This is a genomic window from Escherichia sp. HH41S (assembly GCF_009820115.1).
GTDB classification, from domain to species: domain Bacteria; phylum Pseudomonadota; class Gammaproteobacteria; order Enterobacterales; family Enterobacteriaceae; genus Escherichia; species Escherichia coli_F.
This window is the reverse complement of record NZ_VNXE01000061.1, coordinates 373,699-400,277: the sequence shown is the minus strand read 5'-3', so window position 1 is coordinate 400,277 and position 26,579 is coordinate 373,699. Positions and strand designations below refer to the sequence as shown.

At 52.1% G+C, this 26,579-nt stretch carries 22 protein-coding genes; 11 read left to right on the top strand and 11 right to left on the bottom strand.

The genetic code is table 11. From position 1 onward, the window contains the following. Positions 1 to 19: 19 nt before the first annotated feature. Positions 20 to 1,570: a multicopper oxidase CueO gene (gene cueO / locus FQZ95_RS11590; protein ID WP_160530205.1), complete on the bottom strand. Its 1,551-nt coding sequence runs from the start codon at positions 1,568 to 1,570 to the stop codon at positions 20 to 22. Positions 1,571 to 1,735: 165 nt separating this feature from the next. On the opposite strand from cueO, the gene FQZ95_RS11585 reads away from it, so the two are divergent. From FQZ95_RS11585 to speD, 3 genes are all read left to right on the top strand, one after another. Then, positions 1,736 to 2,083, top strand: a complete 348-nt coding sequence (locus tag FQZ95_RS11585) for a YacC family pilotin-like protein (protein ID WP_001295568.1) — start codon at positions 1,736 to 1,738, stop codon at positions 2,081 to 2,083. Positions 2,084 to 2,188: 105 nt separating this feature from the next. After that, on the top strand, positions 2,189 to 3,055 hold the full coding sequence (gene speE, locus FQZ95_RS11580; RefSeq protein WP_160530204.1) for a polyamine aminopropyltransferase: 867 nt from the start codon (positions 2,189 to 2,191) through the stop codon (positions 3,053 to 3,055). Positions 3,056 to 3,070: 15 nt separating this feature from the next. Beyond that, positions 3,071 to 3,865, top strand: coding sequence for an adenosylmethionine decarboxylase (speD, locus tag FQZ95_RS11575; RefSeq protein WP_160530203.1), 795 nt, complete (start codon positions 3,071 to 3,073; stop codon positions 3,863 to 3,865). Between the two features lie 37 nt (positions 3,866 to 3,902). Here speD and yacL read toward each other — a convergent pair whose 3' ends face one another. Continuing rightward, positions 3,903 to 4,265 carry a protein YacL gene (gene yacL / locus FQZ95_RS11570; RefSeq protein WP_160530202.1) on the bottom strand — a complete coding sequence of 121 codons (363 nt, stop codon included), beginning with the start codon at positions 4,263 to 4,265 and terminating at the stop codon, positions 3,903 to 3,905. 174 nt (positions 4,266 to 4,439) lie between these two features. Then, positions 4,440 to 7,037 carry a bifunctional aconitate hydratase 2/2-methylisocitrate dehydratase gene (acnB, locus tag FQZ95_RS11565; protein ID WP_160530201.1) on the bottom strand — a complete coding sequence of 866 codons (2,598 nt, stop codon included), beginning with the start codon at positions 7,035 to 7,037 and terminating at the stop codon, positions 4,440 to 4,442. Between the two features lie 354 nt (positions 7,038 to 7,391). On the opposite strand from acnB, the gene FQZ95_RS11560 reads away from it, so the two are divergent. Further along, complete coding sequence (locus tag FQZ95_RS11560; RefSeq protein ID WP_160530200.1) at positions 7,392 to 9,137, top strand: DUF3300 domain-containing protein; 1,746 nt, start codon at positions 7,392 to 7,394, stop codon at positions 9,135 to 9,137. A gap of 71 nt (positions 9,138 to 9,208) precedes the next feature. On the opposite strand, the gene lpdA is transcribed toward FQZ95_RS11560, so the two are convergent. The 4 genes from lpdA to pdhR form a co-directional block, all read right to left on the bottom strand. Beyond that, complete coding sequence (gene lpdA, locus FQZ95_RS11555) at positions 9,209 to 10,633, bottom strand: dihydrolipoyl dehydrogenase (protein WP_000102485.1); 1,425 nt, start codon at positions 10,631 to 10,633, stop codon at positions 9,209 to 9,211. A gap of 207 nt (positions 10,634 to 10,840) precedes the next feature. Beyond that, positions 10,841 to 12,733 carry a pyruvate dehydrogenase complex dihydrolipoyllysine-residue acetyltransferase gene (aceF, locus tag FQZ95_RS11550; RefSeq protein ID WP_160530199.1) on the bottom strand — a complete coding sequence of 631 codons (1,893 nt, stop codon included), beginning with the start codon at positions 12,731 to 12,733 and terminating at the stop codon, positions 10,841 to 10,843. A 14-nt stretch (positions 12,734 to 12,747) separates the two neighbouring features. Beyond that, positions 12,748 to 15,411, bottom strand: a complete 2,664-nt coding sequence (aceE, locus tag FQZ95_RS11545) for a pyruvate dehydrogenase (acetyl-transferring), homodimeric type (protein ID WP_000003821.1) — start codon at positions 15,409 to 15,411, stop codon at positions 12,748 to 12,750. Between the two features lie 160 nt (positions 15,412 to 15,571). Further along, complete coding sequence (pdhR, locus tag FQZ95_RS11540; RefSeq protein ID WP_000331776.1) at positions 15,572 to 16,336, bottom strand: pyruvate dehydrogenase complex transcriptional repressor PdhR; 765 nt, start codon at positions 16,334 to 16,336, stop codon at positions 15,572 to 15,574. Between the two features lie 540 nt (positions 16,337 to 16,876). Between pdhR and aroP the strand changes: the two genes are divergently transcribed. Beyond that, complete coding sequence (aroP, locus tag FQZ95_RS11535) at positions 16,877 to 18,250, top strand: aromatic amino acid transporter AroP (RefSeq protein ID WP_000969912.1); 1,374 nt, start codon at positions 16,877 to 16,879, stop codon at positions 18,248 to 18,250. Between the two features lie 42 nt (positions 18,251 to 18,292). Here aroP and ampE read toward each other — a convergent pair whose 3' ends face one another. Together ampE and ampD are read right to left on the bottom strand one after the other, a co-directional pair. After that, positions 18,293 to 19,147 carry a beta-lactamase regulator AmpE gene (ampE, locus tag FQZ95_RS11530; protein ID WP_000171983.1) on the bottom strand — a complete coding sequence of 285 codons (855 nt, stop codon included), beginning with the start codon at positions 19,145 to 19,147 and terminating at the stop codon, positions 18,293 to 18,295. Next, positions 19,144 to 19,695, bottom strand: a complete 552-nt coding sequence (gene ampD, locus FQZ95_RS11525) for a 1,6-anhydro-N-acetylmuramyl-L-alanine amidase AmpD (RefSeq protein ID WP_000923726.1) — start codon at positions 19,693 to 19,695, stop codon at positions 19,144 to 19,146. Before ampD ends, ampE begins: the two co-directional genes overlap by 4 nt. Positions 19,696 to 19,782: 87 nt before the next feature. On the opposite strand from ampD, the gene nadC reads away from it, so the two are divergent. The 4 genes from nadC to hofC all read left to right on the top strand — a co-directional run bounded on the left by nadC (position 19,783) and on the right by hofC (position 23,906). Beyond that, a complete protein-coding gene (gene nadC / locus FQZ95_RS11520) occupies positions 19,783 to 20,676 on the top strand; it encodes a carboxylating nicotinate-nucleotide diphosphorylase (RefSeq protein ID WP_001135168.1) in 894 nt (297 codons plus the stop codon). Between the two features lie 202 nt (positions 20,677 to 20,878). Next, positions 20,879 to 21,319, top strand: coding sequence for a prepilin peptidase-dependent pilin (gene ppdD / locus FQZ95_RS11515; RefSeq protein ID WP_160530198.1), 441 nt, complete (start codon positions 20,879 to 20,881; stop codon positions 21,317 to 21,319). A gap of 9 nt (positions 21,320 to 21,328) precedes the next feature. Continuing rightward, the gene (gspE, locus tag FQZ95_RS11510) at positions 21,329 to 22,714 is read left to right on the top strand and encodes a type II secretion system protein GspE (RefSeq protein ID WP_088541441.1); all 1,386 of its coding nucleotides are present in this window, start codon (positions 21,329 to 21,331) and stop codon (positions 22,712 to 22,714) included. Beyond that, complete coding sequence (hofC, locus tag FQZ95_RS11505; RefSeq protein ID WP_088541442.1) at positions 22,704 to 23,906, top strand: protein transport protein HofC; 1,203 nt, start codon at positions 22,704 to 22,706, stop codon at positions 23,904 to 23,906. The genes gspE and hofC overlap by 11 nt, the downstream gene beginning before the upstream one ends. A gap of 34 nt (positions 23,907 to 23,940) precedes the next feature. Here hofC and guaC read toward each other — a convergent pair whose 3' ends face one another. Both guaC and FQZ95_RS26130 read right to left on the bottom strand, forming a co-directional pair. Beyond that, positions 23,941 to 24,984 (bottom strand): GMP reductase, encoded by a 1,044-nt coding sequence (gene guaC / locus FQZ95_RS11500; protein WP_001217338.1) that lies wholly within the window; start codon positions 24,982 to 24,984, stop codon positions 23,941 to 23,943. Positions 24,985 to 25,139: 155 nt separating this feature from the next. Then, positions 25,140 to 25,184, bottom strand: a complete 45-nt coding sequence (locus FQZ95_RS26130; RefSeq protein WP_120795372.1) for a protein YacM — start codon at positions 25,182 to 25,184, stop codon at positions 25,140 to 25,142. Positions 25,185 to 25,208: 24 nt separating this feature from the next. Here FQZ95_RS26130 and coaE point away from each other — a divergent pair, with 24 nt between their 5' ends. Both coaE and zapD read left to right on the top strand, forming a co-directional pair. Then, positions 25,209 to 25,829 carry a dephospho-CoA kinase gene (coaE, locus tag FQZ95_RS11495; protein WP_001269512.1) on the top strand — a complete coding sequence of 207 codons (621 nt, stop codon included), beginning with the start codon at positions 25,209 to 25,211 and terminating at the stop codon, positions 25,827 to 25,829. Further along, positions 25,829 to 26,572 carry a cell division protein ZapD gene (zapD, locus tag FQZ95_RS11490; protein ID WP_001194743.1) on the top strand — a complete coding sequence of 248 codons (744 nt, stop codon included), beginning with the start codon at positions 25,829 to 25,831 and terminating at the stop codon, positions 26,570 to 26,572. The genes coaE and zapD overlap by 1 nt, the downstream gene beginning before the upstream one ends. The last annotated feature ends 7 nt before the right edge of the window (positions 26,573 to 26,579 follow it).

Below are 26,579 nucleotides of genomic sequence, written 5' to 3'. Positions count from 1 at the left end.
ATTTCCGAATACGGTCTTTTTATACCGTAAACCCTAACATCATCCCCGTATCTTCATGCTCCAGCAGATGGCAGTGCGCCATATATGCATGTTCTTTCGGGGCGTCATGATTAAACTTCACCAAGACTTCGCTGACATTACCTTCTACCTTAACAGTATCTTTCCAGCCTGCGCGATGCGTCGCTGGCGGTTTGCCATTTTCCGACAAGATAAGGAACTGCGTACCGTGGATATGGAACGGATGCAGCATCATGTCGCCCACGCCAGAGATAACCCAACGCTCGTACTGCCCTTTCGCCGCCGCAAACATCGGCTTATTCATATCAAACGCCTGACCGTTGATTTTATTGGCATGGTGGAAATCGAACTTCCCGCCGTGGTTCATATGATTCATATTGCCGTGCCCCATATGGCCCATCATCTGGCTGTGATCCATCCCGGCCATCGCCTGATCGCCATATTTCTCCATCAGCATCTGCATCCCCATCATATCGAGCATCGGGTCCATAGAGAGTTGCAGCTTGCGTACCGTCAGCCCTTCCAGCGAAGGTAATGCTGGCAGGCTACTTAACGCGTCAGGTAAGGCACCTGAAGCACTAATGGAAATCGGCTGGATCCGCATTACCGGATGCGGCTTGTCAAACGGTGCAATTGCCATTCCCATCTGGCTGACCGGTAGCGTCACCAGATCAAAGGGTTTGTTGTCGTTAACCTCCACCAGCACTTCGAAACGCTCGCCCATCAGCACCGGCAGCTCGCTCACCTTCACTGGTTCAGGTAGCAGACCACCGTCGCTGGCAATCACATACAGCGGGCGATTGTCACTGGTAGCGAAATTGAGCGAGCGGGCGTTACAGCCATTGAGCAAACGCAGGCGCAGCCAGCCGCGCGGGGCGGCGTGTTGCGGGTAGATAGCACCATTGGTCAGCAGCGTATCGCCAAACCAACCCACGGCAGCGGTCATCACATCCAGTTGATAATCAATCTGCCCGTCAGCGTTAAATTTTTTATCCTGCACGATCACCGGGACATCATCGATACCCCACTGTTTTGGCAGCATTAATTTTAGAATCTCGTCATCTTCAATCACTACCAGCCCCGCCAGCCCCATCGCCACCTGTCGCCCGGTTTTGCCATGTTGATGCGGATGGAACCAGCAGGTAGCGGCAGGTTGATCAACGTTCAACGTCACCGTACGCTTGCCACCTGGCGGAATAATTCCCTGCGGGCCGCCGTCGACTTCACCCGGTACTTCCAGCCCGTGCCAGTGCAACGTCGTTTCTTCCGTCAGTTGGTTATAGATATCAACCGTTACCGCTTTGCCGCGCTGTAATTTCACCGCCGGCCCCAGCAGATTGCCGTTATAGCCCCAGGTAGTTGCCGTTTTTCCGGCAAAGGTGGACTGGCCTGTGCCAACAGTTAACTGAATACGATTGCGGGCATCAGTCGTGAGCAAATCAGGGATCGGTAACGTTGGGCGTTCCGCCGCAAATACTGCGCGGCTCCACAGCGGTAAGGCTGAAGCCACGCCCAGCGCGACGGAATATTTTAAGAAATCACGACGTTGCATAGTTATTTCCTTATTCTTAAGCAGGCGAAACAAAATCAAACGTTGAGCATAGTCCTTCCCCTTACGGGAAGGTCAAGCCGCAGACACAATTTAATCAACAATAATGGTCGTCGCCTCGCTCGCAGTGTGCTAACGTTTATCTTCTTTAAGCCCCTGGTAGAAGCAATGAAGACGTTTTTCAGAACAGTGTTATTCGGCAGCTTGATGGCCGTCTGCGCAAACAGTTACGCGCTCAGCGAGTCTGAAGCCGAAGATATGGCCGATTTAACGGCAGTTTTTGTCTTTCTGAAAAACGATTGTGGTTACCAGAACTTACCAAACGGGCAGATTCGTCGCGCACTGGTCTTTTTTGCCCAGCAAAACCAGTGGGATCTCAGTAATTACGACACCTTCGACATGAAAGCCCTCGGTGAAGACAGCTACCGCGATCTCAGCGGCATTGGCATTCCCGTCGCTAAAAAGTGCAAAGCCCTGGCCCGCGATTCCTTAAGCCTGCTTGCCTACGTCAAATAATCCCTGATACCTTTTTGTAGAAATATTGACCGTGCATCCGCGGTCAATGTTAGCTATTATGTTGCGCCCTTTTTTTACGGGTGTTAACAAAGGAGGTATCAACCCATGGCCGAAAAAAAACAGTGGCATGAAACGCTACACGACCAGTTTGGGCAGTACTTTGCGGTAGATAACGTTCTGTATCATGAAAAGACCGATCACCAGGATCTGATCATTTTTGAGAACGCTGCATTTGGCCGCGTAATGGCGCTGGATGGCGTAGTACAAACCACCGAGCGCGACGAGTTTATCTATCATGAGATGATGACCCACGTTCCGCTATTAGCCCACGGTCACGCGAAACATGTGCTGATTATCGGCGGCGGCGACGGTGCCATGCTGCGTGAAGTGACCCGACATAAAAACGTTGAGTCAATCACGATGGTGGAAATCGATGCGGGTGTCGTGTCGTTCTGCCGTCAGTATCTGCCCAACCATAACGCCGGTAGCTACGACGATCCGCGCTTTAAACTGGTGATCGACGATGGCGTCAATTTCGTTAATCAAACCAGCCAGACCTTTGATGTCATTATCTCCGACTGCACCGATCCTATCGGTCCCGGCGAAAGTCTTTTCACCTCAGCATTTTATGAAGGCTGCAAACGTTGCCTGAATCCTGGCGGTATTTTTGTCGCACAGAACGGCGTCTGCTTTTTACAGCAGGAAGAGGCCATTGACAGCTATCGTAAACTCAGCCATTACTTCAGCGATGTTGGCTTTTATCAGGCGGCAATCCCGACCTATTACGGCGGCATCATGACCTTTGCATGGGCGACAGATAACAACGCCTTGCGCCATCTCTCAACCGAAATTATTCAGGCGCGTTTTCTCGCTTCTGGCCTGAAATGCCGTTATTACAATCCGGCAGTCCATACGGCAGCTTTTGCCTTACCTCAGTATCTGCAAGACGCACTGGCCTCACAGCCGTCCTAAGGAGAAGATAAGAAATTGAAAAAACTGAAACTGCATGGCTTTAATAATCTGACCAAAAGTCTGAGTTTTTGTATTTACGATATCTGCTATGCCAAAACTGCCGAAGAGCGCGACGGTTATATCGCTTATATCGATGAACTCTATAATGCCAACCGCCTGACCGAAATTCTGTCAGAAACCTGTTCCATTATCGGAGCCAATATTCTTAACATCGCCCGCCAGGATTACGAACCACAGGGTGCCAGCGTCACTATTCTGGTGAGTGAAGAACCGGTCGACCCGAAACTTATCGACAAAACAGAACACCCTGGACCACTGCCAGAAACGGTCGTTGCCCATCTCGATAAAAGTCATATTTGCGTACATACCTATCCGGAAAGCCATCCTGAAGGCGGTTTATGTACCTTCCGCGCTGATATTGAAGTCTCGACCTGCGGCGTGATTTCTCCGTTGAAGGCACTGAATTACCTGATCCACCAGCTTGAATCCGATATCGTGACCATTGATTATCGCGTGCGCGGTTTTACCCGCGACATTAACGGTATGAAGCACTTTATCGACCATGAGATTAATTCGATTCAGAACTTTATGTCCGAGGATATGAAGGCGCTGTATGACATGGTGGATGTGAACGTCTATCAGGAAAATATCTTCCATACCAAGATGTTGCTTAAAGAGTTCGACCTTAAGCACTATATGTTCCACACAAGGCCAGAAGATTTAACCGACAGCGAGCGTGAGGAAATTACCGCGGCGCTGTGGAAAGAGATGCGCGAGATTTATTACGGGCGCAATATGCCAGCTGTTTAACGACTCAGGCGGAGCACAGAGGCTCCGCCTGATTAATCTACTTCTGCTGCACAAAATCGCGATAAGCCGCTACTACCTGCAAGAAGTCCTCAACGCCGCACAGCGACAGGCTTTCCTCGTCGTAGTAGTTCATCCCCTCTTCCATTTCATCGCCAGCGAATTCCAGTTGATTGGCGCGAACCATTACCTCTTCACAGTCCATCCACAGGGTGTATTCATGCCCTGCCCGCTGCCAGGAACGTTCGCTGCCTTTGAGCGTGCGCGCGGCGTCTTCCACTTCATCAAGCAAGGCCAGGTTTTCTTTTACCTCTTCATTAAACCAGTGCCCGACCACTTCATGCCCCATGGACATGCGCACCTTTACCACTCCGGTTACATCGCGCAGAAATTCATAATCCATAGTGTGTTCCTCTGCTCCCGGCAATGCGCCGAAATCGCATTGCGCCATTGATTTAATTATCGCAGCCTTATCGGAGAAAAACAGCGGAACGGCGATGGTTTAGAAATAAAAAATGCCCGGGAATCTCATTCACCGGGCATTGTCTCGTTTATGCGCAGCGGGTGCGCTTACTTATTAAACCGCAGTCTGGAAAATCACCCCATCCGCTTTTTCGGTGTACTGAGAAAGCTGGTTGAAGTTCAGATAACGATAAGTATCAACGGCTGTTTTATCTACCTGCGCCACGTAGGTCTGGTACTCTTCCGGCGTCGGCAGTTTGCCAATCAGCGCCGCAACAGCAGCCAGTTCCGCAGAAGCCAGGAAGACGTTCGCGCCAGTCCCCAGACGGTTCGGGAAGTTACGGGTAGAGGTGGAAACCACCGTCGCACCGTCCGCTACACGCGCCTGGTTACCCATACACAGGGAACAGCCAGGGATCTCGATACGCGCACCACTCTTACCGAAGACGCTGTAGTAGCCTTCTTCGGTCAACTGCGCGGCGTCCATACGCGTTGGCGGTGCCACCCACAGACGGGTCGGCAGCTGACCTTTATGCGCATCCAGCAGTTTACCGGCGGCACGGAAGTGACCGATGTTGGTCATGCAAGAACCGATAAACACTTCGTCGATCTTCTCGCCCTGTACCGCAGACAGCGGACGTGCGTCGTCCGGGTCGTTCGGTGCACAGAGGATTGGCTCTTTGATATCAGCCAGATCGATATCGATTACTGCTGCGTATTCTGCATCAGCATCGGCTTCCAGCAGCTCAGGATTCGCCAACCATTTTTCCATACCCTGAATACGACGTTCGAGGGTACGACGATCGCCATAACCTTCCGCGATCATCCACTTCAGCAGGACGATGTTAGAGTTCAGGTATTCAATGATCGGCTCTTTGTTCAGCTTGATGGTACAACCGGCAGCAGAACGCTCGGCGGACGCATCGGTCAGCTCAAAGGCCTGCTCAACTTTCAGATCCGGCAGACCTTCGATTTCCAGAATGCGACCAGAGAAGATGTTTTTCTTGCCTTTCTTCTCAACGGTCAGCAGACCTTGTTTGATCGCATACAGCGGAATGGCGTGTACCAGATCGCGCAGGGTGATGCCTGGCTGCATTTTGCCTTTGAAGCGAACCAGAACGGATTCCGGCATATCCAGCGGCATTACGCCTGTTGCAGCTGCAAATGCCACCAGACCAGAGCCCGCCGGGAAAGAGATACCGATCGGGAAACGGGTATGGGAGTCACCGCCAGTACCGACGGTATCCGGCAGCAGCATACGGTTCAGCCAGGAGTGGATTACGCCATCACCCGGACGCAGCGACACACCGCCACGGTTCATAATGAAGTCCGGCAGCGTGTGGTGCGTATTCACGTCAACTGGTTTCGGATACGCCGCGGTGTGGCAGAAAGACTGCATCACCAGGTCAGCCGAGAAGCCCAGGCACGCCAGGTCTTTCAGTTCATCACGGGTCATTGGACCGGTGGTGTCCTGAGAACCGACAGAGGTCATTTTCGGTTCGCAGTACGCGCCCGGACGAATGCCTTTCACGCCGCAGGCACGACCGACCATTTTCTGCGCCAGCGAGAAGCCGCGATCGCTCTCAGCGACATCTTTCGCCTGACGGAACACATCGCTCTGCGGCAGGCCGAGTGCTTCACGCGCTTTGGTGGTCAGGCCACGCCCGATAATCAGCGGAATACGGCCACCTGCTCGCACTTCATCAATCAGCACGTCGGTTTTCAGTTCGAAGGTTGCCAGCAGTTTGCCGGTTTCGTGGTTACGCACTTCACCTTTGTACGGGTAAACGTCAATCACGTCGCCCATGTTCAGGTTAGAGACGTCGACTTCGATTGGCAATGCACCCGCGTCTTCCATCGTGTTAAAGAAGATTGGTGCAATTTTACCACCGAGGCACAAACCACCGCCGCGTTTGTTCGGTACATGAGGAATATCTTCACCCATAAACCACAGCACGGAGTTAGTCGCAGATTTACGCGAGGAACCGGTACCCACAACGTCACCCACATAGGCCAGCGGGAAACCTTTCTGTTGCAGAGCTTCGATTTGCTTGATCGGACCAACAACACCCGGCTGATCTGGCTCAATACCTTCACGGGCGTTTTTCAGCATCGCCAACGCGTGCAGTGGGATATCCGGGCGTGACCACGCATCCGGTGCTGGAGAAAGGTCATCGGTGTTGGTTTCGCCAGTTACTTTGAAGACGGTAACGGTCAGTTTTTCAGCCAGCGCCGGGCGATTCAGGAACCATTCGGCATCTGCCCAGGACTGCATTACCTGCTTCGCATATTCGTTGCCTGCTTTGGCTTTCTCTTCTACGTCATAGAAGTTATCGAACATCAACAGCGTGTGGGACAGTGCTTTGGCAGCAATCGGTGCCAGTTTGGCATCGTCCAGCGCGTCGATCAGCGGATGAATATTATAACCACCCTGCATAGTGCCCAGCAGTTCGATAGCTTTTTCCGGAGTCAGCAGCGGGGATTTAGCTTCGCCTTTGGCGACAGCAGCCAGGAAGCCTGCTTTTACATAGGCTGCTTCATCGACGCCAGGGGGAACACGGTTGGTTAACAGATCTAACAGGAATTCTTCTTCGCCCGCGGGCGGGTTTTTCAGCAGCTCTACAAGTGCGGCCATTTGGTTTGCATCCAGGGGTTTGGGCGCAATCCCCTCAGCGGCACGCTCAGCTACGTGCTTACGGTATTCTTCTAGCACGACGGTTCTCCTCGCTCTCATTGTCATAGTGCGGCAGGCGATTCTCTTCACGCTCCTGTGAGACAGCAGTTTGTAGGGTAAATGCCCAGTACCGCAACGGGCAGAATAGCAGGATTTTGACGATGTGTTAATCTGTTTACAAAAAAGCAACATAAAAAAGTGGCTGAATCGTTAAGGATGGTCTAGAGATTGTTTCCCTCCGTAAAAACTTCGTTAATTCGCATGGTGATAATCACCTTTCTCAACGAATCCCAAGATTAGTCAAAATTTAAACTACCGCCTCTTTATACTCGGATTCACAGCACCTGCGGGTGGCAGTTCGCCGACCATTGCGATTTCCTTGAGATCCGAATTATGAAAATGACTTTGCCGTTTAAACCCCATGTGCTGGCGCTAATTTGCAGTGCCGGGCTTTGTGCCGCCTCTGCAGGGCTATATATAAAAAGCCGCACAGTGGAAGCGCCTGTGGAAGCGCAATCGACACAACTGGCTGCGCCTGACATCACCGCAGTTACGCTTCCTGCAACGGTTTCCGCACCGCCCGTAACGCCCGCCGTCGTTAAAACCGCATTCAGCACTGCGCAAATAGATCAATGGGTTGCACCTGTCGCGCTGTACCCCGACTCTTTGCTTTCACAAGTGTTAATGGCATCAACCTATCCGGCAAACGTTGCGCAAGCAGTGCAATGGTCGCACGATAATCCACTTAAACAAGGCGATGCTGCTATTCAGGCGGTATCTGACCAGCCGTGGGACGCCAGCGTCAAATCGCTGGTGGCTTTTCCGCAATTGATGGCGTTAATGGGCGAAAACCCGCAGTGGGTGCAAAACCTGGGCGATGCTTTTCTGGCGCAGCCGCAGGACGTGATGGACTCGGTACAGCGGTTGCGGCAACTGGCGCAACAAACCGGCTCGCTGAAGTCATCAACCGAACAGAAAGTTATTACCACAACGAAGAAAGCTATACCGGTAAAACAGACAGTCACGGCTCCCGTCATACCATTCAATACCGTTACAACTGCCAACCCTGTCATTACAGAGCCTGCAACAACCGTCATTTCCATTGAGCCCGCCAATCCTGATGTGGTCTATATTCCCAACTACAACCCATCCGTGGTTTACGGGAACTGGGCCAATACTGCGTATCCGCCGGTTTATCTGCCACCACCAGCCGGTGAACCGTTTGTTGACAGCTTTGTGCGCGGATTCGGCTATAGCATGGGCGTTGCTACCACGTACGCACTATTCAGCAGCATCGACTGGGACGATGACCATCATCATGACGATGATGATTATCACCACCACGATGGCGGTCATCGTGACGGTAATGGCTGGCAACACAACGGCGACAACATCAATATCGACGTCAACAATTTCAACCGTATCACCGGTGAGCATCTTACTGATAAGAACATGGCATGGCGGCACAATCCAAACTACCGTAATGGTGTGCCCTATCATGATCAGGATATGGCAAAGCGGTTTCACCAAACCGATGTCAACGGCGGCATGAGCGCCACGCAGTTACCTGCTCCAACACGCGACAGCCAGCGTCAGGCGGCAGCAAGTCAGTTTCAGCAACGAACACACGCCACACCCGTCATTACGCGAGATACACAACGTCAGGCTGCGGCACAGCGATTTAATGAAGCGGAACACTATGGGAGCTATGACGACTTCCGCGAGTTCAGCCGTCGCCAACCACTGACCCAGCAACAAAAGGACGCCGCTCGTCAGCGTTATCAGTCGGCCTCTCCTGAGCAGCGCCAGGCAGTCCGCGAGAGAATGCAGACTAACCCGCAGAACCAGCAGAGAAGAGAAGCGGCACGTGAGCGTATTCAGTCAGCCTCGCCTGAGCAGCGCCAGGCGGTTCGCGAGAAAATGCAGACTAACCCGCAGAACCAGCAGCGAAGAGAGGCAGCGCGTGAGCGTATACAATCAGCATCACCTGAACAACGTCAGGTTTTTCGGGAGAAAGTTCAGGAGAGCCGCCCACAACGTCTAAACGACAGTAACCGTACTGCCCGATTGAATAACGAGCAACGGTCAGCAGTACGCGAACGTCTCTCTGAGCACGGAGCAAGGCGACTGGAAAGGTAAATTACAGACGTAAAAAAAAGCGGCGTGGTTAGCCGCTTTTTTAATTACCGGATGTCCCGGCACTCGAAGAATTACTTCTTCTTCGCTTTCGGGTTCGGCAGGTCGGTGATGCTACCTTCGAACACTTCTGCCGCCAGGCCCACAGACTCGTGCAGAGTCGGGTGCGCGTGGATGGTCAGTGCGATGTCTTCAGCATCACAACCCATTTCGATTGCCAGACCGATTTCACCCAGCAGCTCGCCGCCGTTAGTACCGACAATCGCACCACCGATCACACGGTGAGATTCTTTGTCGAAAATCAGCTTGGTCATACCGTCTGCGCAGTCAGAAGCGATAGCACGACCAGAAGCAGCCCACGGGAAGGTGGCGGTTTCATAGCTGATGCCTTTCTCTTTCGCTTCTTTCTCAGTCAGACCCACCCATGCAACTTCTGGTTCGGTATAGGCGATAGACGGGATAACTTTCGGATCGAAGTAGTGTTTCTTACCGGCAATAACTTCAGCGGCAACGTGACCTTCGTGAACACCTTTGTGTGCCAGCATCGGCTGACCGACGATATCGCCGATAGCAAAGATGTGCGGTACGTTGGTACGCAGCTGTTTATCAACGCGGATGAAACCACGGTCGTCCACTTCCACGCCCGCTTTGCCTGCGTCGAGGTTTTTACCGTTCGGCACACGACCAATCGCTACCAGCACGGCGTCGTAACGCTGCGGTTCAGCTGGTGCTTTTTTGCCTTCCATCGTCACATAAATGCCGTCTTCTTTCGCTTCAACGGCGGTAACTTTGGTTTCCAGCATCAGGTTGAATTTCTTGCTGATACGCTTGGTGAAGACTTTAACGATGTCTTTGTCAGCTGCCGGGATAACCTGGTCGAACATTTCAACCACATCAATCTGTGAACCCAGCGCGTGGTATACGGTCCCCATTTCCAGACCGATGATACCACCACCCATTACCAGCAGGCGTTCTGGTACTTCTTTCAGTTCCAGCGCATCTGTGGAGTCCCAAATACGCGGATCTTCATGCGGAATAAACGGCAGTTGGATCGGGCGAGAACCCGCTGCAATGATCGCGTTGTCGAAGTTGATCACGGTTTTGCCGTTCTCACCTTCCACTTCCAGGGTGTTAGCCCCGGTGAATTTACCCAGACCGTTGACCACTTTGACTTTGCGGCCTTTCGCCATACCAGCCAGACCACCGGTCAGCTGATTGATCACTTTCTCTTTCCAGGTACGAATCTTGTCGATATCGGTTTTCGGTTCGCCGAAGACGATACCGTGTTCAGCCAGCGCTTTGGCTTCTTCGATAACTTTTGCTACGTGCAGCAGTGCTTTAGAAGGGATACAGCCGACGTTCAGGCAAACACCGCCGAGGGTGTTGTAGCGTTCTACGATTACGGTTTCCAGACCTAAATCAGCGCAACGGAAGGCAGCGGAGTAACCTGCGGGGCCTGCCCCAAGTACCACGACCTGAGTTTTGATTTCAGTACTCATCATGACCTCTATATATTTATCTCCGGCGGGTCTGACGTTTTTTTTATGACGCCCATCATCCACCGGGTCGTTCTATCCGTCGGTATTTTACAAAATTGTTAACAATTTTTAAACAACAAACGGCAACCGATTTGTCTATTCGCTAATAACCTCAATACATTCATGAGATTACCAGAAAAAAGCCGGCCGTTGGGCCGGCTCTTTTACTTACATCACCAGACGGCGAATGTCAGACAGCGTGTTGTTAATGATGGTAATGAAACGGGCACCATCAGCACCGTCGATCACGCGGTGGTCGAAGGAGAGAGAAATCGGCAGCATCAGACGCGGCACGAACTCTTTACCATTCCACACCGGCTCCATCGCGGACTTGGAAACGCCGAGGATAGCCACTTCCGGCGCGTTCACAATCGGCGCGAAGTGGGTAGTACCCAGGCCGCCGATGCTGGAGATGGTGAAGCAACCGCCCTGCATTTCGCCCGCAGTCAGCTTACCGTCACGCGCTTTCTTAGAAATAGTCATCAGCTCGCGAGACAGCTCGATGATGCCTTTCTTGTTGACGTCTTTGAATACCGGAACAACCAGACCGTTCGGGGTATCCACCGCCACACCGATGTTGATGTATTTCTTCAGGGTCAGACGCTGACCGTCTTCCGACAGAGAACTGTTGAAGCGAGGCATCTGCTCAAGTGCCGCAGCAACGGCTTTCATGATGAAGACAACTGGGGTTATCTTCACATCCAGCTTACGTTTCGCTGCTTCTTCGTTCTGCTGTTTACGGAACGCTTCCAGCTCAGTGATATCGGTTTTGTCGAAGTGAGTAACATGCGGGATCATCACCCAGTTACGGCTCAGGTTCGCACCAGAGATTTTCTGGATGCGGCCCAGTTCCACTTCTTCGATTTCACCAAACTTGCTGAAGTCCACCTTCGGCCACGGCAGCATGCCAGGGATACCGCCGCCAGTTGCCGCCGGAGCCGCTTCTGCACGTTTGATCGCTTCTTTCACGTAAGCCTGAACGTCTTCGCGCAGGATACGACCTTTACGGCCAGTGCCCTTCACTTTCGCCAGGTTAACGCCAAATTCGCGTGCCAGACGGCGGATCAGCGGAGTCGCGTGAACGTAAGCGTCGTTTTCAGCAAATTCAGATTTGCCTTCTGCTTTCGCAGCCGGTGCTGCTGCCGGAGTTTCAGCTTTTGCTGCCGGAGCCGGCGCTGCCGCTTCCTGTTTCGCAGGAGCTGCCGCAGGTGCTGCGCCTTCAACTTCGAAGATCATAATCAGCGAGCCAGTTTTCACTTTGTCGCCAACGTTGACTTTCAGTTCCTTCACGACGCCTGCAAACGGAGCCGGAACTTCCATAGACGCTTTATCGCCTTCTACGGTGATCAGTGACTGTTCAGCGGCAACTTTGTCGCCCACTTTCACCATCACTTCGGTCACTTCAACTTCGTCACCGCCGATATCCGGAACGTTAACTTCTTTCACGCCAGCCGCTGGTGCAGGGGCCGCTGCCGGAGCCGCTTCCTGTTTAGCCGCCGGAGCTGCCGCGCCTGCTTCACCCGCGACTTCGAAGACCATAATCAGCGAGCCGGTAGACACTTTGTCACCCACGGTCACTTTGATCTCTTTCACGGTGCCTGCAAACGGAGTCGGAACTTCCATAGAAGCCTTGTCGCCTTCTACGGTGATCAGCGACTGTTCAGCTTCAACTTTGTCGCCCACTTTCACCAGGATTTCGGTCACTTCGACTTCGTCGCTGCCGATATCCGGAACATTTACGTCTTTTGCCGCCGCAGCCGCGGGTGCTGCTGCCGGAGCTGCTTCTTTCTTCTCTTCTGCCTGAGCAGGTGCAGCGTCAGCTGCACCGTCGGCGGAATCGAAAATCATAATCAGTGCGCCGGTCTGGGTTTTATCGCCAACAGAGACTTTGATCTCTTTAACGATACCCGCCTGCGGAGATGGAACTTCCATAGAGGCTTTGTCGCCTTCTACGGTGATCAGCGACTGTTCGGCTTCAACTTTGTCGCCCACTTTGACCAGGATCTCGGTGATTTCAACTTCATCAGCCCCGATGTCCGGTACTTTGATTTCGATAGCCATTATTCTTTTACCTCTTACGCCAGACGCGGGTTAACTTTTTCTGCATCGATGTTGAATTTGGCGATTGCGTCAGCAACCACTTTCTTATCGATTTCGCCACGTTTAGCCAGTTCGCCCAGCGCCGCAACCACGACATAAGAAGCATCAACTTCGAAGTGGTGACGCAGGTTCTCACGGCTGTCGGAACGACCGAAGCCATCAGTACCCAGTACGCGGTAGTCGTCAGCCGGTACGTAAGTACGGACCTGCTCAGCGAACAGTTTCATATAGTCGGTAGATGCCACTGCCGGAGCGTCGTTCATCACCTGAGCGATATACGGAACGCGTGGAGTTTCCAGCGGGTGCAGCATATTCCAGCGTTCACAATCCTGACCATCACGCGCCAGTTCGGTGAAGGAGGTCACGCTATATACGTCAGAACCTACGCCATAATCTTTCGCCAGGATCTCTGCCGCTTCACGGACGTGACGCAGGATAGAACCGGAGCCCAGCAGCTGAACTTTACCTTTGCTACCTTCAATGGTTTCGAGTTTGTAGATACCTTTACGGATACCTTCCTCAGCACCTTCCGGCATTGCCGGCATGTGGTAGTTTTCGTTCAGCGTAGTGATGTAGTAGTAAACGTTCTCTTGTTTCTCACCGTACATACGCTCCAGACCATCATGCATGATGACAGCAACTTCGTAAGCGTAAGCCGGGTCGTAAGAAATACAGTTCGGGATAGTCAGCGACTGAATGTGGCTGTGACCATCTTCGTGCTGCAGACCTTCGCCGTTCAGGGTGGTACGACCGGAAGTACCGCCGATCAGGAAGCCACGTGCCTGCTGGTCGCCAGCAGCCCAGCACAGATCGCCGATACGCTGGAAGCCGAACATCGAGTAATAGATGTAGAACGGAATCATCGGCAGATTGTTGGTGCTGTAAGAGGTCGCCGCTGCCAGCCAGGAACAACCTGCGCCCAGCTCGTTGATCCCTTCTTGCAGAATCTGACCTTTCTCGTCTTCTTTATAGTAAGCAACCTGCTCGCGGTCCTGCGGGGTGTACTGCTGACCGTTCGGGCTGTAAATACCAATCTGACGGAACAGACCTTCCATACCGAAAGTACGCGCTTCGTCGGCGATGATCGGTACCAGACGATCTTTGATCGACTTGTTCTTCAGCATCACGTTCAGGGCACGAACGAAAGCGATAGTGGTAGAGATCTCTTTGCTCTGCTCTTCCAGCAGCGCGCCGAAGTCTTGCAGGCTCGGCAGCTCCAGCTTCTCGGTGAAGTTCGGCTGGCGGCTTGGCAGATAACCGTGCAATTTCTGACGCTGAGCGTGCAGATAGGTATGCTCTTCAGAACCTTCCGGGAAGGTGATGTACGGCAGTTTTTCGATATCAGCATCAGACACCGGCACATTGAAACGGTCGCGGATATGACGCACGCCGTCCATGTTCATTTTCTTAACCTGGTGCGCGATGTTTTTACCTTCAGCTGCGTCGCCCATGCCGTAACCTTTAATGGTATGAGCAAGGATTACTGTCGCTTTGCCTTTGGTTTCCTGCGCTTTCTTGAATGCAGCGTAGATTTTCTTCGGATCGTGACCACCACGGTTCAGCGCCCAGATCTGCTCGTCAGTCCAGTCTGCAACCAGAGCTGCGGTTTCCGGATATTTACCGAAGAAGTGTTCACGAACGTATGCACCATCTTTCGATTTGAAGGTCTGGTAGTCGCCGTCAACGGTTTCGTTCATCAGCTGGATCAGTTTACCGCTGGTATCTTTACGCAGCAGCTCATCCCAACGGCTACCCCACATCACTTTGATCACGTTCCAGCCAGCACCTTCGAAGATGCCTTCCAGTTCGTTGATGATCTTGCCGTTACCGGTGACCGGGCCGTCAAGACGCTGCAGATTACAGTTGATAACGAAGACCAGGTTATCCAGTTTTTCACGGGTAGCGATGGTGATCGCACCTTTGGATTCTGGTTCGTCCATCTCGCCGTCGCCGAGGAAAGCGTAAACGGTCTGTTTAGAAGTATCTTTCAGGCCACGGTGTTCCAGATATTTCAGGAATTTAGCCTGGTAAATAGCACCAATCGGACCCAGCCCCATAGATACGGTCGGGAACTGCCAGAATTCCGGCATCAGTTTCGGGTGCGGATAGGAAGAGAGGCCATTGCCGTGAACTTCCTGACGGAAGTTATCCAGCTGCTCTTGAGTCAGACGACCTTCCAGGAAAGCACGTGCGTAAACGCCCGGGGAGATGTGGCCCTGGAAGTAAACCAGGTCGCCGCCATCTTGCTCGTTGCGTGCACGGAAGAAGTGGTTAAAGCACACATCATAAATGGTTGCGGAAGACTGGAAGGACGCCATGTGGCCGCCCAGTTCGAGGTCTTTTTTCGACGCACGCAGAACCGTCATGATGGCGTTCCAGCGGATAGCTGAACGAATACGGCGTTCCAGTTCCAGATTACCCGGATACTCCGGTTGTTCTTCAACGGGGATGGTGTTGATGTAGTTGCTGATACCGGTGCCTGCGGCTACGTTGACACCGCCTTTGCGGGCTTCAGCAAGCAGTTGGTCGATCAGATACTGAGCACGCTCAACACCTTCTTCACGGATGACCGATTCGATCGCCTGGAGCCAGTCGCGAGTTTCGATCGGATCCACGTCATTTGGGAAACGTTCTGACATGGGTTATTCCTTATCTATCTAATAACGTTGAGTTTTCTGGAACCTGTCCCATTGAACTCTCGCCGGAAAGCTCAATAAGACAGGTTCTACGTTTAGTTGCCGCGCTTTTATATGCGCTTGATTTACAACATCTTCTGGATAATTTTTACCAGAAAAATCACTAATTCTTTCGTTGTTCCAGACGACGCAGAGAACGCTCACGGCGGCTCTCTTCACGGCTTCTGTCGAGCAAAATTTCTTCGATAAAGGCCAGATGGCGATGCGATGCTTCGCGTGCTTCTTCCGGCTTACCGGCCATAATCGCTTCGAATATGCGAGTGCGGTGACTACTCACCAGCGGCAGCATCTCGCGACGCGAATAGAGCAATTCGAAGTTCTGACGGACATTCTGAGCCAACATCGGCTCCATACACCTTAGCAGATGAAGCAGAACCACATTGTGAGCTGCTTCGGTGACGGCAATCTGATACTGGAGTACGGCGTTTGATTCCGCGTCCAGATCGCCAGACTGCTGCGCCAGCTCTATAGCGTGGTGGAGTTCACGGATGCGTTCCTTGTCTTCATCGGTACTACGCAGCGCGGCGTAATAGGCGGCGATACCTTCCAGGGCGTGTCGTGTTTCGAGCAAGTCATACTGTGATTCAGGATGGTCGGAGAGCAGCTCCACCAGCGGATCGCTGAAACTTTGCCAGAGGCTGCTCTGAACAAAAGTGCCGCCACCCTGGCGACGAAGCAACAAGCCCTTTGCTTCGAGACGTTGAATCGCCTCACGCAAGGAGGGACGGGAGACGTCGAACTGTTTCGCCAGTTCGCGTTCCGGTGGGAGTTTTTCGCCCGGGCGGAGTGTGCCTTCGAGGATCAAAAACTCCAGTTGCTGCTCAATCACATCGGAGAGTTTTGGTTGGCGGATTTTGCTGTAGGCCATGAGTTCCTGTCTTAAGCCACTTGCCGAAGTCAATTGGTCTTACCAATTTCATGTCTGTGACGCTAAAGTAACAAAGTATTCACCTCATGTCCATACAGGTTTTGATTGAAATCATGAAACTGTGCACATTTTAACAACTTGACATATATAACGTTTCAAAGTTGTAACTATGCACAAATGAAGACTTTACGTAGGAAAGGGATTTTTTAACGATTATTAAACTATAAAAATCCGAATTGAACCGATTCACTTACCAATTTATCGATTTTTAATTCAAAAATAATGAATTTATATTCATTTTGTATGTTGAGGGGATTTGAGGCTGACCTTTACAAACGGTTCCTTTTTAAGCAACTCATCTTCAACCATGCATAAAGCGGGTGCATTCGCTGCCGCATACCATTATTCTTGATCTGACGGAAGTCCTTTTGTAACAATTCAAACGTCTTTGATGTAAACAAATTAATACAAAAAACGGAATTGCAAACTTACACACGCATCACTGCGTAGATCAAAAAAACAATCACCGCACGAGGTTTCATGATGGAAGGTCAACAGCACGGCGAGCAGCTAAAGCGCGGCCTTAAAAACCGCCATATTCAGCTTATCGCGCTGGGTGGCGCGATAGGGACCGGGCTATTTCTGGGTAGCGCCTCCGTAATACAGTCCGCAGGGCCAGGGATTATCCTGGGTTACGCCATTGCTGGTTTTATCGCCTTTCTGATCATGCGTCAGCTAGGTGAAATGGTGGTCGAAGAACCTGTCGCAGGCTCCTTTAGCCACTTTGCTTATAAATACTGGGGTAGCTTTGCCGGTTTCGCTTCTGGCTGGAACTACTGGGTACTGTACGTTTTAGTTGCCATGGCAGAGCTGACTGCCGTGGGTAAATACATTCAGTTCTGGTATCCGGAAATCCCCACCTGGGTTTCTGCCGCCGTGTTCTTTGTGGTGATCAACGCCATCAACCTGACAAACGTAAAAGTGTTTGGCGAGATGGAGTTCTGGTTTGCCATTATCAAAGTTATCGCAGTGGTGGCGATGATCATCTTCGGCGGCTGGCTGCTATTCAGCGGCAACGGCGGCCCGCAGGCGAGCGTTAGCAACCTGTGGGATCAGGGTGGTTTCCTGCCGCACGGCTTTACCGGACTGGTGATGATGATGGCGATTATCATGTTCTCTTTCGGCGGTCTGGAACTGGTGGGGATCACCGCAGCAGAAGCTGATAATCCGGAGCAAAGCATTCCAAAAGCGACTAACCAGGTTATCTACCGCATCCTGATTTTCTATATTGGTTCGTTAGCCGTTCTGCTCTCGCTGATGCCATGGACCCGCGTTACCGCTGATACCAGTCCGTTTGTACTGATCTTCCACGAATTGGGCGATACCTTTGTGGCGAATGCGCTAAACATCGTAGTACTGACTGCTGCGCTCTCCGTGTACAACAGCTGCGTATATTGCAACAGCCGTATGCTATTTGGGCTGGCACAACAGGGCAACGCGCCAAAAGCGCTAGCGTCTGTCGACAAACGCGGCGTACCGGTTAACACCATTCTGGTTTCCGCGCTGGTTACAGCATTGTGCGTGCTGATTAACTACCTTGCACCGGAATCCGCATTCGGACTGTTAATGGCACTGGTAGTATCTGCACTCGTGATCAACTGGGCGATGATCAGCCTGGCGCATATGAAATTCCGTCGCGCCAAGCAGGAACAAGGTGTGGTAACTCGCTTCCCTGCTCTGCTTTATCCGCTGGGTAACTGGATCTGCCTGCTGTTTATGGCGGCGGTACTGGTGATTATGCTGATGACCCCAGGAATGGCGATTTCGGTATACCTGATCCCGGTATGGCTGATCGTGTTAGGTATCGGCTATCTGTTTAAAGAGAAAACCGCCAAAGCCGTAAAAGCGCATTAATCTCTCTACGCCCTCACCCGTGCAGGGTGAGGGCAATAATCTTTACACCAACGCCCCGTAAATCGTCAGTAGCGCAATTACCACCACGACCACGAACGAGGTTTTCTTCGCCATGGAAACCGCTGCCTTTGGCGTCTCCACCTTATCGACATGCGGTTCACGCGCCAGAGAGAACTGTGCCAGACGCGTTAATACCTGATATTGCGAAGTATGGAAATCACCCAGCGAAGCAAACCAGGCCGGTAACGCTTTCTCACCATGACCGATCAAGGCATATACCACACCCGCAAGACGAACCGGCACCCAATCCAGTACATGAAGCACGGCATCAATGCCGGACTGTAAACGATGATGCGGCGTCTGGTATCGCGCCAGCCAGTATTGCCATGCACGCAAAAACGCATACCCCATCAGCGTAACGGGTCCCCAGGTTCCCCCCACAATCAGCCAGAACAGCGGAGCAAGATAAAAACGAAAGTTAATCCACAGCAATGCATTTTGCAGCTCACGCAAATACTCACGTTCATCGCAGCCTGCCGGGACGCCGTGAATCATGGTGAGTTCGCCAGCCATCGTGGCACGGGCATGGCTATCATTACGTGAAGCAGCTGTCAGATAAGCATGATAATGAAGACGAACTTTACCTGCGCCAATACACAGCAAACCAATCAGCAGCCACACCAGCAACGTGGGAACGTTGAACAATACACCCTGCAATGCGCGTAACAGTAAAAAAGTCACGCCCATCGCAATAATGGTCATGCATAACGTGCGCCCGAGAGAAAAATGTTTCACCCGCCGAAAGAACGCTTCAAGACGATGATCAAGCTGCCAGTGCTCGCCCAACTTAAACAGGCGCTCGAAAATTAACACCAGTAAGGTTGTAAATAGCGTCATGTTGTCTCCTTGCTGACCAGCGCACGAAACCGTGCCCAATCAAATGCAGGACCGGGATCGGTTTTCCGATCCGGCGCAATATCACAATGGCCCGTCATGTTATTAGCGATATCTGGATAGCGATCAATCAGTGCCCGCGTAACCGCCGCAAGCTGTTGATACTGCGCATCGGTATACGCCAGCGTATCGGTGCCTTCCAGCTCAATCCCAATAGAAAAATCATTGCAGCGTTCGCGCCCCTGATACTGAGAGACTCCGGCATGCCAGGCACGTTTATCGAAAGGAACATACTGGACTATTTCACCATCGCGGCGAATCAAACAGTGAGCGGAGACGCGCAAATGGGCGATCTCAGCAAAGAAAGGATGTGCCTGCGGATCAATAGTTCCAGTGAATAATGCGTCGATCCACGGACCGCCAAACTCGCCTGGCGGCAGGCTAATATTGTGCACCACCAGCAGGGTGGGTGTTTCGTCATCCGGGCGGCAATCGTAATGTGGTGAGGGAACGCGGCGCGCGCCAACCAGCCACCCCTGTTCTAACAACATGCAGGATCTCCTTATATGTGGTGCTAATACCCGGTTCAGAGTAGCATGTTTCTACCTTATGATTCGTTAGCTATCTGGAGTTTTAACATGCCGCCTCGCCGCTATAACCCTGACACCCGACGTGACGAGCTGCTGGAACGCATTAATCTCGATATCCCCGGCGCGGTGGCCCAGGCGCTGCGGGAAGATTTAGGCGGAACAGTCGATGCCAACAATGACATTACGGCAAAACTTTTACCGGAAAACTCTCGCTCTCATGCCACAGTGATCACACGCGAGAATGGCGTATTTTGCGGCAAACGCTGGGTTGAAGAGGTGTTTATTCAACTGGCAGGCGACGATGTCACCATAATCTGGCATGTGGATGACGGCGATGTCATCAACGCTAATCAACCCTTGTTCGAACTTGAAGGCCCATCCCGCGTGCTGTTAACGGGCGAACGCACTGCACTTAATTTTGTGCAAACCCTTTCAGGGGTTGCCAGTAAGGTACGCCACTATGTCGAATTACTGGAGGGCACCAACACGCAGTTGTTGGATACGCGCAAAACCTTACCCGGCCTGCGTTCAGCTCTGAAATACGCGGTACTTTGCGGCGGCGGAGCGAATCACCGCCTGGGGCTTTCTGATGCCTTCCTGATCAAAGAAAACCATATTATTGCCTCCGGCTCAGTGCGCCAGGCGGTCGAAAAAGCGTCCTGGCTGCACCCAGATGCGCCAGTAGAAGTCGAAGTAGAGAATCTGGAAGAACTTGATGAAGCCCTGAAAGCAGGTGCCGATATCATCATGCTGGATAACTTCGAAACAGAACAGATGCGCGAAGCCGTCAAACGCACCAACGGCAAGGCGCTACTGGAAGTGTCTGGCAACGTCACTGACAAAACACTGCGCGAATTTGCCGAAACGGGCGTGGACTTTATCTCCGTCGGTGCGCTAACTAAACACGTACAGGCACTCGACCTTTCAATGCGTTTTCGCTGATTGCTGACAGATTTATCCGCTCCATCGCGGGCGGATAATCTCCCCTTTCCCAACTTTCTTCGTAACGCCTCGCAAATTTCTTGTCTTTCGCTGCAACGTAATAAAAAACTCCGGAAGCTGCTTTCCCGTTTCGTTTTTTGCCCCTCGCTTGTGCTGATGGCGTTTGCCAAAGTAGCGCCAACCAAATCAAGGAGCGAAACAAATGGACAAGCAACGCGGTTTTACACTTATCGAACTGATGGTGGTTATTGGCATCATTGCCATTTTAAGCGCCATTGGTATTCCCGCTTATCAAAACTACCTGCGCAAAGCCGCACTCACCGACATGCTACAAACCTTTGTGCCTTACCGTACCGCCGTAGAGTTGTGCGCGCTGGAACATGGTGGATTAGATACCTGCGACGGTGGCAGCAATGGCATTCCCTCGCCTACCACCACCCGCTATGTTTCAGCCATGAGTGTGGCAAAGGGCGTGGTGTCGCTGACCGGGCAAGAAAGTCTCAATGGGCTAAACGTCGTCATGACACCGGGTTGGGATAACGCAAACGGCGTCACCGGCTGGACGCGCAACTGCAATATTCAAAGTGACAGCGCATTGCAGCAAGCCTGCGAAGATGTCTTTCGCTTTGATGACGCCAACTAAGGAGCGGCAATGAATATTCCACAGCTCACCGCCCTGTGTCTGCGTTATCAGGGAGTCTTGCTGGATGCCAGCGAAGAGGTGGTTCATGTTGCGGTGGTCGATGCCCCTTCGCATGAGCTACTGGACGCATTGCATTTCGCTACCACCAAACGTATTGAGATCACCTGCTGGACGCGCCAACAAATGGAAGGTCACGCCAGTCGCACCCAACAGACATTGCCCGTAGCTATTCATGAGAAGCATCAGCCCAAAGCAGAGTTGCTGACTCGAACGTTACAATCTGCGCTGGAACAACGCGCGTCTGATATTCATATCGAACCAGCGGACAATGCCTACCGCATCCGCTTGCGTATCGACGGTGTATTGCATCCTTTACCGGATGTTTTACCGGATGCCGGAGTCGCATTAACCGCCAGATTAAAAGTGCTGGGCAACCTGGATATCGCGGAACATCGCCTGCCACAGGACGGGCAATTCACTGTCGAACTGGGCGGGAACGCCGTCTCATTTCGCATTGCTACCTTGCCATGTCGCGGCGGTGAAAAGGTGGTATTACGGTTGTTACAGCAGGTGGACCAGGCGCTGGATATCAACACGCTGGGGATGCAACCATCACAACTGACTGACTTTACCTACGCCTTGCAGCAACCACAGGGATTGGTGCTGGTAACTGGCCCTACTGGCAGCGGCAAAACGGTCACGCTGTATAGCGCCCTGCAAACGCTAAATACCGCTGATATTAATATTTGCAGCGTGGAAGATCCGATTGAGATCCCCATAGCAGGGCTAAACCAGACACAAATCCATCCGCGTGCCGGGCTCACCTTTCAGGGTGTTTTGCGTGCGTTGCTGCGCCAGGATCCTGACGTCATCATGATCGGAGAGATCCGCGATGGCGAAACGGCAGAAATTGCCATTAAAGCCGCGCAAACGGGCCACCTGGTGTTGTCTACCCTACACACCAATTCCACCTGCGAAACGCTGGTACGTTTACAGCAAATGGGAGTAGCCCGCTGGATGCTCTCATCGGCGCTTACGCTGGTAATAGCCCAGCGTCTGGTACGCAAACTTTGCCCACATTGCCGCCTGCAGCAAGGGGAGCCCATCCATATTCCAGACAATGTATGGCCGTCGCCGCTGCCCCGCTGGCAAGCACCCGGTTGTGTACATTGCTACCACGGTTTTTATGGTCGCACGGCCTTATTTGAAGTTCTGCCCATAACACCATTCATACGTCAGCTTATTTCCGCTAATACCGACGTTGAATCGCTGGAAACGCACGCCCGACAGGCGGGTATGCGAACGCTTTTTGAAAACGGCTGCCTGGCCGTGGAGCAAGGCTTAACCACCTTTGAAGAGTTAATCCGCGTATTGGGAATGCCGTATGGCGAGTAAGCAACTCTGGCGCTGGCGTGGCATAACCGGCGACGGCAATGCGCAAGATGGGATGCTATGGGCAGAGAGCCGTGCTTTGCTGCTCATAGCACTACAGCAACAGATGGTTACCCCACTTAGCCTGAAGCGAATCGCCATCAATTCTGCGCAGTGGCGAGGAGATAAAAGCGCGGAAGTCATTCATCAACTGGCGACGCTACTCAAAGCCGGGTTAACGCTTTCTGAAGGGCTGGCACTGCTGGCGGAACAGCATCCCAGTAAGCAATGGCAAGCGTTGCTGCAATCACTGGCGCTCGATCTCGAACAGGGCGTTGCCTTTTCCAATGCCTTATTACCCTGGTCAGAGGTGTTTCCGCCGCTCTATCAGGCAATGATCCGCACGGGGGAATTGACCGGTAAGTTAGATGAATGTTGCTTTGAACTTGCTCGACAGCAAAAAGCCCAGCGTCAGTTAGCCGATAAAGTGAAATCAGCGTTGCGTTATCCCATCATCATTTTAGCGATGGCAATCATGGTGGTTGTGGCAATGCTGCATTTTGTACTGCCGGAGTTTGCTGCTATCTACAAGACCTTTAACACCCCATTACCGGCGCTAACGCAGGGGATCATGACGCTGGCAGACTTTAGTGGCGAATGGGGCTGGCTGCTGCTGTTGTTCGGCTTACTGCTGGCAATAGCCAATAAGTTGCTGGTGCGCCGCCCGACCTGGCTCATCGTGAGGCAAAAATCACTGTTACGCATCCCAATTATGGGTTCACTGATGCGAGGGCAAAAACTCACGCAGATCTTTACGATTCTGGCGCTGACACAAAGTGCAGGCATTACTTTTTTACAGGGCGTAGAGAGCGTCAGAGCAACAATGCGCTGTCCGTACTGGGAGCAACTTCTGACACAAATCCAGCACGATATCAGTAACGGTCATCCCATCTGGCTGGCGCTAAAAAATGCCGGTGAGTTTAGCCCGCTCTGTTTGCAATTAGTGAGAACAGGAGAGGCATCCGGTTCGCTGGATCTCATGTTAGACAACCTCGCCCGTCATCATCGGGATAACACCATGGCGCTGGCGGATAACCTTGCAGCCTTGCTCGAACCGGTGTTGCTGGTCATAACGGGAGGAATTATCGGTACGCTAGTGGTGGCAATGTATTTGCCAATTTTCCATTTAGGCGATGCGATGAGTGGGATGGGATAACGCTGGCGTGTTACTCCACGCCAGCATTGGGAGATTACAGATTGTTGAAGATGCGGTTTTCTTGTTCCTGTACACGGATAAACGTAGTGCGCTTGGTCAGCTCTTTCAGGCGTGAAGCCCCAACGTATGTACAAGCTGAACGCAGGCCGCCCAAAATATCACGCGCGGTATTTTCAACCGGGCCTCGCAGCGGCAGCTTAACGGTTTTACCTTCTGCTGCGCGATATTCCGCAACGCCGCCAACGTGACGTTTCATCGCAGACTCGGAGCTCATGCCGTAGAACAGCATAAATTTCTCGCCGTTCTCCTCAACGATGCGACCGCCGCTCTCTTCGTGGCCCGCCAGCATGCCGCCAAGCATGACGAAATCGGCACCGCCGCCAAAGGCTTTCGCGACATCGCCCGGCGTGGTGCAGCCACCGTCGCTGACGATCATTCCGCCCAGACCATGCGCAGCATCGGCACATTCGATCACCGCAGAAAGTTGCGGATAACCGACGCCTGTTTTGACGCGAGTTGTACAAACAGAACCGGGGCCAATGCCAACTTTAACGATATCAGCACCGGAGAGGATAAGCTCCTCACACATTTCACCTGTCACGACGTTGCCAGCACAAATGGTTTTGGTCGGCCACGCTTCACGCGCTTTCGCAACGAACTGCACGAAGTGTTCAGAATAACCATTCGCCACATCAATACAAACGAAGTTTAATGCCGGGTTCAGGTCGAGAATCTGTTTAGTTTTTTCGAAATCCGCATCTGACGTGCCGGTAGAAACCATCACATGTTTCAGCACATCAGCGGAAGAATTGTTGATAAACGCTTGCCACTCTTCGACAGAATAGTGTTTATGCACAGCAGTCAGAATATCAAAAGAAGCCAGCGCAGAGGCCATAGAAAATGTGCCTACGGTGTCCATATTTGCGGCGATAATCGGCACGCCGGACCAGCTCTGACCTGAATGTTTGAAGGTGAATTGACGTTCCAGTTCAACATCGGAACGGCTTTTAAGAGTGGAGCGTTTAGGGCGGATGAGAACGTCTTTAAAACCTAACTTCAGATCTTCTTCAATACGCATGTGCGGATTCCTGGGGTTAATGGCTATAAGGGTAAGAGCGCAACTCCAGTGACGCTATCATACGCACTAATCAATGCGGCGCAAGACTGCGAAATTGTCTTTTTTTACGCTACAATCCCATAAATTTACCTGGTAAATAGTGAGCGAACGTTTCATCAATTTCGCTTTCGTGCGCTCATTTTTAACGTTTTGATAATCATGATGAATTCCCGGGAATATAAATTATGAGGTATATAGTTGCCTTAACGGGAGGCATTGGCAGTGGCAAGAGTACCGTTGCCAATGCGTTTGCTGATCTCGGAATTAACGTCATTGATGCCGATATTATTGCGCGTCAGGTGGTTGAACCAGGTGCACCTGCGCTACATGCCATTGCTGATCACTTTGGCGCTAACATGATTGCTGCTGATGGAACATTGCAGCGCCGGGCCTTGCGCGAGCGGATTTTCGCCAACCCGGAAGAGAAAAACTGGCTTAACGCCCTGCTACATCCGCTGATTCAGCAAGAGACGCAACACCAGATCCAGCAAGCATCTTCCCCCTATGTACTTTGGGTTGTGCCATTGCTGGTAGAAAACTCATTGTATAAAAAAGCGAATCGAGTGCTGGTGGTGGATGTCAGCCCAGAAACGCAACTTAAACGCACCATGCAGCGCGATGATGTCACTCGCGAGCATGTTGAACAAATTCTTGCTGCTCAGGCAACGCGCGAAGCCCGCCTTGCCGTGGCAGATGACGTCATTGATAATAACGGCGCACCGGATGCTATCGCATCGGATGTTGCCCGCCTGCACGCACACTATTTGCAGCTTGCGTCGCAGTTTGTCTCACAGGAAAAACCGTAATGCAGACCCAGGTCCTTTTTGAACATCCACTAAATGAAAAAATGCGTACATGGCTGCGCATTGAGTTTTTGATTCAGCAACTCACCGTTAATCTACCCGTCGTTGACTACGCTGGCGCTCTGCATTTCTTCCGCAATGTCAGTGAATTACTGGATGTTTTCGAGCGCGGCGAAGTCCGTACTGAGCTGTTGAAAGAACTTGACCGCCAGCAGCGCAAACTCCAGACCTGGATTGGCGTGCCTGGCGTGGACCAGAGCCGTATTGAAGCATTAATTCAGCAGTTAAAAGCGGCGGGGAGCGTATTAATTTCCGCGCCGCGTATCGGGCAATTTCTGCGTGAAGATCGTTTGATTGCTCTGGTGCGTCAGCGACTGAGCATCCCAGGCGGCTGTTGTAGCTTTGATTTACCTACATTGCACATTTGGCTGCATCTACCCCAGGCGCAGCGCGACAGCCAGGTAGAAACCTGGATTGCCAGTCTGAACCCGCTCACCCAGGCACTTACCATGGTGCTGGATTTAATTCGCCAGTCGGCCCCCTTCCGTAAACAAACCAGCCTGAATGGTTTTTATCAGGATAACGGTGGCGATGCCGACTTGCTGCGCCTGAATCTGTCGCTCGATTCACAGCTTTATCCGCAAATTTCCGGTCATAAGAGCCGTTTTGCCATTCGTTTTATGCCGCTGGACAGTGAAAACGGACAGGTACCGGAACGTCTGGATTTCGAACTGGCCTGTTGCTAAGGAGTAA

Bases quoted from the DNA above. Each gene is read 5' to 3' on its own strand.
- cueO (WP_160530205.1), bottom strand. From the start codon at position 1,570: ATGCAACGTCGTGATTTCTTAAAATATTCCGTCGCGCTGGGCGTGGCT.
- FQZ95_RS11585 (WP_001295568.1), top strand. From the start codon at position 1,736: ATGAAGACGTTTTTCAGAACAGTGTTATTCGGCAGCTTGATGGCCGTC.
- speE (WP_160530204.1), top strand. From the start codon at position 2,189: ATGGCCGAAAAAAAACAGTGGCATGAAACGCTACACGACCAGTTTGGG.
- yacL (WP_160530202.1), bottom strand. From the start codon at position 4,265: ATGGATTATGAATTTCTGCGCGATGTAACCGGAGTGGTAAAGGTGCGC.
- FQZ95_RS11560 (WP_160530200.1), top strand. From the start codon at position 7,392: ATGAAAATGACTTTGCCGTTTAAACCCCATGTGCTGGCGCTAATTTGC.
- lpdA (WP_000102485.1), bottom strand. From the start codon at position 10,633: ATGAGTACTGAAATCAAAACTCAGGTCGTGGTACTTGGGGCAGGCCCC.
- aceF (WP_160530199.1), bottom strand. From the start codon at position 12,733: ATGGCTATCGAAATCAAAGTACCGGACATCGGGGCTGATGAAGTTGAA.
- aceE (WP_000003821.1), bottom strand. From the start codon at position 15,411: ATGTCAGAACGTTTCCCAAATGACGTGGATCCGATCGAAACTCGCGAC.
- pdhR (WP_000331776.1), bottom strand. From the start codon at position 16,336: ATGGCCTACAGCAAAATCCGCCAACCAAAACTCTCCGATGTGATTGAG.
- aroP (WP_000969912.1), top strand. From the start codon at position 16,877: ATGATGGAAGGTCAACAGCACGGCGAGCAGCTAAAGCGCGGCCTTAAA.
- ampE (WP_000171983.1), bottom strand. From the start codon at position 19,147: ATGACGCTATTTACAACCTTACTGGTGTTAATTTTCGAGCGCCTGTTT.
- ampD (WP_000923726.1), bottom strand. From the start codon at position 19,695: ATGTTGTTAGAACAGGGGTGGCTGGTTGGCGCGCGCCGCGTTCCCTCA.
- nadC (WP_001135168.1), top strand. From the start codon at position 19,783: ATGCCGCCTCGCCGCTATAACCCTGACACCCGACGTGACGAGCTGCTG.
- ppdD (WP_160530198.1), top strand. From the start codon at position 20,879: ATGGACAAGCAACGCGGTTTTACACTTATCGAACTGATGGTGGTTATT.
- gspE (WP_088541441.1), top strand. From the start codon at position 21,329: ATGAATATTCCACAGCTCACCGCCCTGTGTCTGCGTTATCAGGGAGTC.
- hofC (WP_088541442.1), top strand. From the start codon at position 22,704: ATGGCGAGTAAGCAACTCTGGCGCTGGCGTGGCATAACCGGCGACGGC.
- guaC (WP_001217338.1), bottom strand. From the start codon at position 24,984: ATGCGTATTGAAGAAGATCTGAAGTTAGGTTTTAAAGACGTTCTCATC.
- coaE (WP_001269512.1), top strand. From the start codon at position 25,209: ATGAGGTATATAGTTGCCTTAACGGGAGGCATTGGCAGTGGCAAGAGT.
- zapD (WP_001194743.1), top strand. From the start codon at position 25,829: ATGCAGACCCAGGTCCTTTTTGAACATCCACTAAATGAAAAAATGCGT.